General features: G+C 57.6%; 7 protein-coding genes, 1 tRNA gene and 1 pseudogene. 4 read left to right on the forward strand and 5 right to left on the reverse strand.

Annotated elements, in window-relative coordinates; all coding sequences use genetic code 11:
• The 3 genes from QP868_RS09155 to aceE form a co-directional block, all read right to left on the reverse strand.
• Window positions 1–915, reverse strand: coding sequence for an ACP S-malonyltransferase (locus QP868_RS09155; protein ID WP_284926260.1), 915 nt, complete (start codon window positions 913–915; stop codon window positions 1–3).
• Between the two features lie 101 nt (window positions 916–1,016).
• A complete protein-coding gene (locus QP868_RS09160) occupies window positions 1,017–2,210 on the reverse strand; it encodes a PucR family transcriptional regulator (protein ID WP_284926261.1) in 1,194 nt (397 codons plus the stop codon).
• A 134-nt stretch (window positions 2,211–2,344) separates the two neighbouring features.
• Window positions 2,345–5,104 carry a pyruvate dehydrogenase (acetyl-transferring), homodimeric type gene (gene aceE, locus QP868_RS09165; RefSeq protein ID WP_284926262.1) on the reverse strand — a complete coding sequence of 920 codons (2,760 nt, stop codon included), beginning with the start codon at window positions 5,102–5,104 and terminating at the stop codon, window positions 2,345–2,347.
• Between the two features lie 245 nt (window positions 5,105–5,349).
• Here aceE and QP868_RS09170 point away from each other — a divergent pair, with 245 nt between their 5' ends.
• The 4 genes from QP868_RS09170 (at window position 5,350) to QP868_RS09185 (ending at window position 6,885) form a co-directional block, all read left to right on the forward strand.
• Entirely contained in the window at window positions 5,350–5,778 is a 429-nt protein-coding gene (locus QP868_RS09170; protein WP_284926263.1) for a DUF3052 domain-containing protein, read from the forward strand.
• Entirely contained in the window at window positions 5,778–6,269 is a 492-nt protein-coding gene (locus tag QP868_RS09175) for a redoxin domain-containing protein (protein ID WP_284926264.1), read from the forward strand. The genes QP868_RS09170 and QP868_RS09175 overlap by 1 nt, the downstream gene beginning before the upstream one ends.
• A gap of 85 nt (window positions 6,270–6,354) precedes the next feature.
• Window positions 6,355–6,744, forward strand: a complete 390-nt coding sequence (locus QP868_RS09180; protein ID WP_284926265.1) for an HIT family protein — start codon at window positions 6,355–6,357, stop codon at window positions 6,742–6,744.
• Between the two features lie 67 nt (window positions 6,745–6,811).
• Window positions 6,812–6,885, forward strand: a tRNA-Val gene (locus QP868_RS09185).
• A 67-nt stretch (window positions 6,886–6,952) separates the two neighbouring features.
• On the opposite strand, the gene QP868_RS09190 is transcribed toward QP868_RS09185, so the two are convergent.
• Together QP868_RS09190 and QP868_RS09195 are read right to left on the reverse strand one after the other, a co-directional pair.
• Window positions 6,953–7,609, reverse strand: coding sequence for a biliverdin-producing heme oxygenase (locus QP868_RS09190; protein WP_284926266.1), 657 nt, complete (start codon window positions 7,607–7,609; stop codon window positions 6,953–6,955).
• A gap of 59 nt (window positions 7,610–7,668) precedes the next feature.
• Window positions 7,669–9,060, reverse strand: a pseudogene (locus QP868_RS09195) (hypothetical protein); the annotation flags it as partial.

A 9,060-nucleotide genomic window follows, 5' to 3' on the forward strand; every position in this document is an offset into this window, starting at 1 on the left:
TTACGCGTGTGTCCGCACGAATTCGCGGGCACCTTCAAGATCTTCAGCGGATTTAATAGCCAGAGTTTCAACGCCCTTCATGGCGCGCTTGGCAAGCCCAGTCAAGGTTCCACCGGGAGCAAGCTCAATGAGCCCCGTAACACCGGCCTCAACCAGGGTAGCCTGGCACAGATCCCAACGCACGGGGTTTGTCACCTGAGACACCAAAGCGTCGACGTATTCGCGGCCAGACGCCACCGCGCGCCCGTCACGGTTCGACAGAATCGAAATCCTCGGGTCATGCACTTCAAGCCCTGCAGCCATTTCAGCCAAAGGGGCCTGAGCCGACTTCATGTACTCAGTGTGGAACGCGCCAGCCACCTTCAGAGGAATGACCCGGGCGCGCTCAGGTGGGTTAGCAGCGAACTTCTCGATAGCCTCAAGGCTTCCAGCGGCAACAATCTGTCCGCCGCCGTTGACGTTAGCCGGCGCAAGACCTGCCGTTTCAATCGCGGAGATAACATCCTCTGCAACCCCGCCAACAACCGCGGCCATCCCCGTTGGCTGAGCATTGGACGCATCGGCCATTCCTTGTGCACGCACGTGAACAAACTTCATGGCGTCTTCTGCGCTCAGCACGCCGGCAATCGCTGCTGCGCCGATCTCTCCTACCGAGTGCCCAGCAACAAACTGGGGGAGTGAGTCGTCTGTAAAAAGTTCGTTAAACGTCGCGATGGCAGAAGCAACGAGAAGCGGCTGAGCAACTGCGGTGTCCTTGATGGTTTCTTCATCGGACTGCGTGCCGTGCGACACCAAGTCAATTCCACATGCTTGACCAGCGGCTTCGATTGTCTCCCGGAATGAAGGGGATTCGAGAAAAGAGTTCAAAAAGCCTGGCTTTTGTGCCCCCTGGCCTGGACATGCAATGACGAGCATTATTCTCCCATTCGAGACGGCGTCTCATATGCGGACAAAGTACCGTGTGAAAGCTTAGCGACTTATGGCCTCACCACTGTGTTTTTGTGAGGAATCGACAATTACATGCCCTCTGTCAGTCTGCCAAACACCAAAGCGATTCGCAGAACAAAACCAGCACGTGCCTGAGTAGCGTCAAGCCCAATCAATTCCTGAATCTTGCGCAACCGGTACCGCACCGTGTTTGGGTGCACCTCCAGTGCTTTCGCTGTCGCCTCAAGCGAACCGCCAAAGTCCACATAGTTTTCGGCAGTCGTAAGCAACTGCCCAGAACCCAGAGACAAGGGTTCGTAGAACCGCCTCACCAGTTCATTCACAGCAGTCTGGTCACCAGCCATGGCACGTTCAGGTAACAAATCAGAGGCAAACACAGGGCGCGGGGAGTTAGGACGCGCATACGCTGTACGCAATGCCCATGACGCGGCAGCGGCACTCGCTCCCGCCTCGGCCAAAGAAGCCACCTGCGGCCCGATCACCACTTCTTGCGGACCAAAGTATTGCAACAACTGGCCCACAGCGCGATCAATATCTGTGGCTCCACCCAACACAATCAACAAACGATTGTCGTGAATCCCCACCAAAGCGTCCTCACCGGCACGCTGAGCAGCTGACCTCACCTCGCTGAGTCCGCCTTTGAACGTGCGCGTGGACGCGCGGCCAATAATCACATGCACGGCCGCCTTCGACCGCCACCCGTACGCAGCGGTACGGCTAGCCAACTCATCCACCGAGTCACCACGCATGAGCGCGTCAATCACCATCGCTTCGAGGCGGACATCCCAACTTCCGCGCGCCTCGGCGGCCCGGGCATACACATCAGCCGCGGCGAACGCGATCTCACGCGAAAACACCAAAACACCTTCACGCAGGCTGTCCACGTCAGATGAGTTGCCCAGCTGAGCCACGTGCTCTTCAACAACCTCAACAACAACCCGCAGTAGCTGCAGGGTCTGTTGCAGTGAAATCGTGCGCATCAGTTCGCGTGGCGCGTTATGGAAGATCTCCGAAACGATCCCAACCGGGGCATCGGGATTGCGGTACCACTCAATAAACGAGGTGATACCCGCGTGCGCGAGGTGTACCACCCACTTGCGCTCTGACGGTGAGAGTCCGCGAAACCACGGCAATTGCGCTTCGATCCGGCCGGCCGTGAGTCGGGTGAGAGCGTCCTTGCCCTTGAGGAGTCGCACAATAGTGTCATCGCGTCTGGATTGATCAGCGTTGAGTTTTCCAGACTTAGGCTGAGTGGAAAGCATGAGCACATGCTACATGTTTTTGAACAAACATTTTGTAGGTTAGAAACAAGAAAGCGCCGAGGTCGCAGCGGGACTCGCTGCGACCTCGGCGGGGGTGCCACCCGGGGGCGGTGCCCAGGTGACGTGAGCTGGTGTTAGGCGTCGCCTCCGGCTTCGCCGGTCGATCCAGCGCGTGGATCGTCGAGCTTGTACTTCTTGGACGCTTCCGCAGCCACCGACGCGTCAATTTCACCCAGGTCAGCCAAGCTGATGAGCGCTTGGACAACCACGGATTCGGCGTCGATGAGGAAATGACGACGTGCGGCTGCGCGAGTGTCGGAGATCGCGTAGTCGTCAGCACCCAGGCTGGTGAAGTGGCCGGGGACGTATTGGCGGATCATGTCCGGCACGGTCCTGGTGTAGTCCGAGGTCGCAATGACCGGCCCTGGGGCGTCGGCGAGTTTCTGTGTGACGAATGGCAGTCGACGCTCAGCGCTTGGATCTAGCAGGCGTTCGTCATCGCAGGCCAGACCGTCACGGCGAAGCTCCTGCCATGAAGTGACCGACCATACATCGGCAGACACGTTCCAATCTTCAGCCAGCATTTCCTGGGCCTTGACGATCCACGGAACTGCAACACCAGATGCCAGAAGCTGCACCTTTGGCCCGTCAAGTTCTGGCCCATCTGACAGCTTGTAGATTCCCTTGAGGAGGCCTTCGACGTCGAGGTCCTCAGGTTCAGCAGGCTGAACCATCGGTTCGTTGTACATGGTGATGTAGTACGAAACGTTTGGGTCCTGGCGTTCGTCCTCAGGGTCGTACATGCGCTTAAGTCCATCGCGCACAATGTGACCGATTTCGTACACGTATGCGGGGTCGTAGGACACGATCGACGGGTAGGTTGAAGACAGTACGTGTGAGTGTCCGTCTCCGTGCTGAAGACCTTCAGCGGTCAGTGTGGTGCGACCGGCCGTTGCACCCAGGATGAATCCGCGAGCTAGCTGGTCGCCGGCTGCCCAGAAACCGTCGCCGGAACGCTGGAACCCGAACATCGAGTAGAAGATGTAGAACGGGATCATGGGCTCGCCGTGCGTGGCGTAGCTGGTACCCACCGCGTTGAATGCGGCGACCGAACCATCTTCGTTAATACCCATGTGTAGGATCTGGCCGTCAGTCGCTTCCTTGTACGCGAGGAACAGGTCACGGTCAACCGAAACGTAGTTCTGCCCGTGCGGGTTGTAGATCTTCGCGGTTGGGAAGAACGAGTCCATTCCGAATGTACGCGCTTCGTCCGGGATGATCGGAACCACACGCTTGCCAAACTCCTTGTCACGCATGATGTCTTTCAGAATGCGCACAAAGCCCATGGTCGAAGCGATGGCCTGAGTTCCCGAGCCCTTCTTTGCCATGGCGTAGGCCTTGTCGTCTGGCAAAGAGATCTGCGTGTACTTAGAGCGACGTTCGGGGGAGAAGCCACCCAGTTCGCGTCGACGTTCCAGCATGTACTGGATTTCAGGCGCGTCTTCACCCGGGTGGTAGTACGGAGGAAGTTTGGGGTTCTTCTCCAGTTCTTCATCAGAGATCGGAATTGAGAAGTGATCGCGGGCCAACTTGAGGTCCTCAACGGTCATCTTCTTCATCTGGTGCGTTGCGTTACGTGCTTCGAACGTTGGTCCCAAAGAGTAACCCTTGACCGTCATCACAAGAATCGCCGTGGGCTGTCCGGTGTGCTCAACTGCTGCCTTGTAAGCCGCATACACCTTGCGGTAGTCGTGGCCACCGCGCTTAAGGTTCCAGATCTCTTCATCGGTCATGTCGGCGACCATGGCCTTGGTGCGTGGGTCACGACCAAAGAAGTTGTCGCGCACAAACCCACCGGACTCACCCTTGTAGGTCTGGTAGTCGCCGTCCGGCGTTGCGTTCATCAAGTTAACGAGCGCGCCGTCACGGTCCTTTGCCAACAGTGCGTCCCATTCACGGCCCCAGATGACCTTAATGACATTCCACCCGGCACCTCGGAAGAACGCTTCGAGTTCCTGAATGATCTTTCCGTTACCGCGCACCGGCCCGTCGAGGCGTTGCAGGTTGCAGTTGATGATGAAGTTCAGGTTGTCGAGTTCTTCGAATGCTGCGTACTGCAGCATTCCGCGGCTTTCCGGCTCGTCAAGTTCACCGTCACCCAGGAACGCGAACACGCGCTGTTGAGAGGTGTCCTTGATTCCTCGGTTGAGCAGGTACTTGTCGAACATCGCCTGCGTGATTGCGTTCATGGGTCCCAGACCCATGGACACGGTTGGGAACTCCCAGAAGTCCTGCATGTGGCGCGGGTGCGGGTATGAGGGAAGTCCGAATGGTTTTCCGTCAACGTAGTGGGACTTCATCTGTCGGAAGCCGTCGAGCTGGTCAGCGCTCAGACGGCCCTCAAGGAACGCGCGTGCGTACATGCCGGGGGAGGCGTGACCCTGGTAGAAGACGTGGTCACCGCCACCTGGGTGGTCTTTTCCGCGGAAGAAGTGGTTGAGACCCACTTCATACAAAGTGGCAGCTGAAGCGTACGTGGAGATGTGTCCACCGACTTCGATGCCTGGGCGCTGTGCGCGGTGAACCATGACGGCTGCGTTCCAACGCAACCAGCGGCGGTACCGGCGTTCGACTTCTTCGTCTCCGGGGAACCATGGTTCGTCTTCTGGGCCGATCGTGTTAATGAAGTCAGTGGCCGTCAGGCTGGGCACGCCGATGCGCTTCTGGCGCGCACGGTTAAGCAAGCTGAGCATGACATAGCGGGCACGCGACTGCCCTGCTTCGTCAATGAGGGCGTCAAGTGACTCAACCCATTCCTGAGTTTCTTGAGGATCTGTGTCGGGCACCTGGCTGGGGAGACCGTTAAGAATTGGTCCATGCCTCTTACTGTCCACTTAGTTTTCCTCCTGAACAAAAGGTGTCGGCCCGGTGACACATTCACCGCGACAGCCGATCTGCTGGCTGTTTTCTAGCCTAAACCGAATACGCGCTCAGTTGCGTTGTTCATACAGACAAAACGGTCCAGTGTGGTGTTATTAACACAGTCTCGGTGTTGCCAACCGGTTAGTAGCGGGATCGAGATGTTTCAAAATGAACTTTAGGTTTGCCCAAGAGCGAAGTTACGGGAAGAATAGAGGGTATGAGTAACACCCCGTCAGGAAGGACGCTCGACTGTACTCGCACTAATCCTCTTGGATTGGAAAAGGGTACATATATTCAGGAAATCGGCTATGACGACGACGTTGACTTCGCCTTGCGCGAGGCCATCGAGAAGGTCACAGGCGAAGAAATGGCCGATGAGGATGTCGATGACGTCTTTGACGCGATCGTCATGTGGTGGCGATCAGATGATCCCGACCTTACCGATGCAATCGTAGACGCCCAGACCACTTTGGCAGAAGGTGGTGTTGTGTGGCTTCTTACTCCCAAGGCAGGACGGGAAGGCCACATCGCTCCCTTTGATATCAACGCGGCGGCACCAACAGCTGGCATGCACGTGACTAAAACTGTCAGCGTGTGTGACGACTGGTCAGCAGTGCGCCTGGTTGGTAAAAAGTCGTACGGATAATGGTCAGCACTGACGCGCACCCCGGTTGGACGCGTGAGTGCCCTACCCATCTAGGGCCGGTTGTATCCCTGTCGACAGTGGGTGAGGTCGTTGCGCCTGAGGTTGATCAACGTGGTGTGCTTGCCGTGTTTGTTCCGTTTGCGTTCACGCCCACGTGTCACGCCGAGGTGGGAGAACTTACCGCGTCGCGTGCAGTTTTGGAGGAAGCAGGGATCGTCTGCACGGTCATTTCGTGCGATTCCAAGTTCACACAAGCAGCCTGGGTGGAAACGGCAGGATCTGGCTGGCCTCTCATGTCTGACTTCTGGCCACACGGTGCGTTGAGCCGTGACTTTGGAGTGTTCGATGAGCAATCTGGAATGGCAGTGCGCGGAACCTTCGCTCTGAACATGGATGGGCAGGTCGTTGACTCCCAGGTTCTGCAGCCTGGCCAGAAGCGCGATTTCACCGAGCGTGGCCTGGCGCGATGGATTGACGCGCTCTCTGCATAGCTGACACCGCATAGCGGTCACTCTTCGCATTCTTCGTTTTCTTCCTCCATGATGGTGAGAGACACATCACGAGGAAGGACATGTTTTGGCCACTCTGTTTACCAAGATCATTGACGGTGAAATCCCTGCAACGTTTGTGTACGAGGATGATCGCTGTGTCGCGTTCATGGACATTCAGCCTCTGACCGACGGTCACCTTTTGGTTGTTCCGCGCGAAGAAGTAGATCACTGGCTTGACCTTGATGACGATCTGGTTTCTCACTTGTTTATGGTGGCGAAGAAGCTTGGTCAAGCGCAGAAGAAGGCGTTCGGCTGTGAGCGTGTCGGTCTGATCGTGCAAGGATTTGAAGTTCCACACGTACACATCCACGTGTTCCCAACGAACCAGATCTCTGACTTTGATCTGGCCAATAAGCACGACACCACGGCAGAAGCTCGTGAAGAAGCTGCGTCGAAGATCAAGGAAGCGCTGTAACGAGTTTTGCGTTCTGAAATATCTGTGCCATAATCTTTCAGTGGTCAGTGAGTTATCACTGACCAGGGGGCCTATAGCTCAGTTGGCTAGAGCATCTCGTTTACACCGAGAGGGTCGGGGGTTCGAGTCCCTCTGGGCCCACCCTGTGAAGTCTCGGGACATCGTTCACTTGATGTCCCGAGACCGTTTGTGTTTCCGGGCCTTTCCGTTACTGCAAGCGCAGCATCTCTCCGAGCTGACGGAAAATCGCCTTGTTTAGGCGGAAGCCCAGGTCTGCCTCGGCGATAACCGCCTCCTGCTGGTCCCCGCTCAGCGTTACCGCATCGAGCTTGGCCCTATAGTCGTCCTTGAACAGCTTCGGCTTGTCGATACCCGGGAAGCGCCACATGTTAAGTGCTTCATCTTCGATGCTGTAGTGCCTCTTGACCAGCCTTCCGATCGCCAGACCGCCTGAGAGGTCGCCTAGGTAACGCAGGTAGTGATGCGCTAGTAACTGCTCTGGGCTCAGCTCAGACTGGAAGTGTTCAGCTAAGAAGCGTGTTGCTTCTAGAGCTACTGGAGGCTGACGGTCGGAGCCGAGCAGCTGGTCGAGGTCGTCGTTGATTGCCTGCGTGCGTGCAAGCCCAGGGTGGTCGAACATAGCGAGCACTGAACCTGCCGATGCGGCCTGCACAGCCGATTCCAGTGCGGGGTACAGCACTGCGTACTGTTCCAGCAACGCAATGTATGCATTGCGGTCGAGTCTTCCCGCCATGAGATCAACAATGAACCTTTCGGATTCGGCTTCACTGTGTTCCCGTTGCGTTTCCTTCCGCAGTCGCTGTGAGAACGACAGGGTTTCTGCGGTTGGGGTTGTGATAGTCATGTTTCCTCCACGAGGTGTTGTTCGGTTATGGGGTTTCTTTCTTTTTGACATTGGATGGTTTAGGTCCAGGTACTGGGATCGAGCCCGATGTTTCTACGTAGCAACCAGCCGATTCCGACGGTTGCCGCGATGCCTGTGGCTGCGGTTGCTCCGCCAAGCCACCAGGTTTTTGCATTGATAGTGCCCATTCCTTCGGATCGGCGAGCCTCAGATGCGGTTGCAGCGAACGCTGTTGTGTCTTCAACGTCTGCCGGCTGGGCGCTGGAGCTCTGCGTCCCGCCGCCGGGCCCTACAGCGCCGGGGCCACCAACGCTTGGTCCGCCAACAGTTCTTCCGCCGGGCACAGTTGAACCTGGTCCGCCTGCCCCAGCTACGCTTTCACCGGGTTTTGCCGGTTCTGTAGCTGGCACCTGGAAGCTGTTGTCGAAGGCAACCGTCAGCGGCAGCGCGGGTTTGCGGGCGTCCGCAATTCCACCGGAGGAATACCAGTAGGAGCTCTGCCCGGTTTTGATGTTGAAGTCGACCCAGCTCTTAGGGAACGAACCCCATTCGGCTTCGGTTCGGTCCTGCGGTGTGATGCCATCGCCGGCGTTGTATTCAACACCCAGGTAGTCCGGGGTCACGGTGAATCCGCCGTCCTTGACGGCCTTGTCCACATCGAGGCCGGAGAATGTGGCCAGTGTGATGGTTTCGGACTTCAGCTTCTCCCATTTCGACAGGTCGTCCATGTCCGCGCCGTAGCCGGATGCGGTTCCCGTCAGCTTGCCCTTGCCGTCCTCTGTGACGGTCAGCTTCGGATCGGAGACCGACCAGTAGGTCATTCCGGAGTAGAAGACGATTGTGAAACCGCCGTCCCAGCTGGCGGTGATTCCGCCGTCGTCGAAGTCGATGCTTCCAGCACTCATGTTCAGCCGCGATTCGTGGTGCGAATTCTTGTCCGCTGCCACGACTCGCCCGCCGTAGCGGTCATCGCACTTGTTCTGCCACGTTGCCGTGCGGAACTTGCCGGAGGCATCCGGCTTTTCGATCTTCACGTTGCCGTCTGTTGGCTTGTACAGCTTTCCGGGTGCGTCCCACACAACAGCCCCGCCGTTGTCCGGGGACACGCCTGCGGATAGGAAGTTACAGGTGCCCGGCGCGAACCCGCCCGCACTGGTTTCCTTGTTGATCGCCCAGAACAGGGTGGCGTCTGATACCGTCGGGTTTTCGGATGGCGTCTTCTCCTCTTCCGAGGTGTCGCCCGGCTTTTCCGTGTCGTTTTCCCCGGTGTCAGGTTTCGGGCTGGGTGCCGGTGGCTGCGGTGTTGCCGGAGGCTGTTCCGGCATGATCGGCGTGCCCGTGAACGACACACTCAGTGGGCTGGGACTTTTGCGCGCATCCGCGGCGCCACCAGACGTGTACCAGTATTGGGTCTGGCCTGTCTGTACGTTGAAGTCCACCCAGCTCTTGGG

Source organism: Brevibacterium sp. UMB1308A (assembly GCF_030230605.1).
Classification (GTDB): Bacteria; Actinomycetota; Actinomycetes; order Actinomycetales; family Brevibacteriaceae; genus Brevibacterium.

Excerpts from the sequence above, each read along its gene's own strand:
- QP868_RS09155 (WP_284926260.1), bottom strand. The coding sequence starts at position 915 with ATGCTCGTCATTGCATGTCCAGGCCAGGGGGCACAAAAGCCAGGCTTT.
- QP868_RS09160 (WP_284926261.1), bottom strand. The coding sequence starts at position 2,210 with ATGCTTTCCACTCAGCCTAAGTCTGGAAAACTCAACGCTGATCAATCC.
- QP868_RS09170 (WP_284926263.1), top strand. The coding sequence starts at position 5,350 with ATGAGTAACACCCCGTCAGGAAGGACGCTCGACTGTACTCGCACTAAT.
- QP868_RS09175 (WP_284926264.1), top strand. The coding sequence starts at position 5,778 with ATGGTCAGCACTGACGCGCACCCCGGTTGGACGCGTGAGTGCCCTACC.
- QP868_RS09190 (WP_284926266.1), bottom strand. The coding sequence starts at position 7,609 with ATGACTATCACAACCCCAACCGCAGAAACCCTGTCGTTCTCACAGCGA.